The sequence below is a fragment of the Dellaglioa sp. CoH-56-MRSF-13 genome, from assembly GCF_056782095.1.
Genome location: NZ_JBXAYC010000147.1, coordinates 1 through 292 on the forward strand (window position 1 = coordinate 1; position 292 = coordinate 292).

1 protein-coding gene is annotated in these 292 nt (G+C 55.1%); it reads left to right on the top strand.

What is annotated here, in order from left to right:
* Window positions 1-189, top strand: a 189-nt coding sequence (locus tag AC1RP1_RS08250) for a hypothetical protein (RefSeq protein WP_481762051.1), incomplete at its 5' end; no start/stop codon positions are given.
* Window positions 190-292 lie beyond the last annotated feature (103 nt).

The window sequence follows — 292 nt, forward strand, 5'->3', positions numbered from 1 at the left end:
GACTTGGATAACTTCCTCTACACCGATCCGTATTCGGGTCGTGATAACCGCACCGACGATCCCGCTGAGCTGGAATACACGGTGCCGGACATGCTGCGGGAATTCGGGTACAATACGCCGGTCAATCGTGTGACTCGCGCCAAGTTCCGGGTGGTGGGCGACACGTCGGCATCGCTTTCGTGCTACTGATCATGAACATGCGACGGCGTAGGCTGCGGTATAAGCCAATGGTGCTGAACCGCTACGGGTATTCGTATGATTGGGAGTTGCAGATACGTGGAAAGTACTGTAT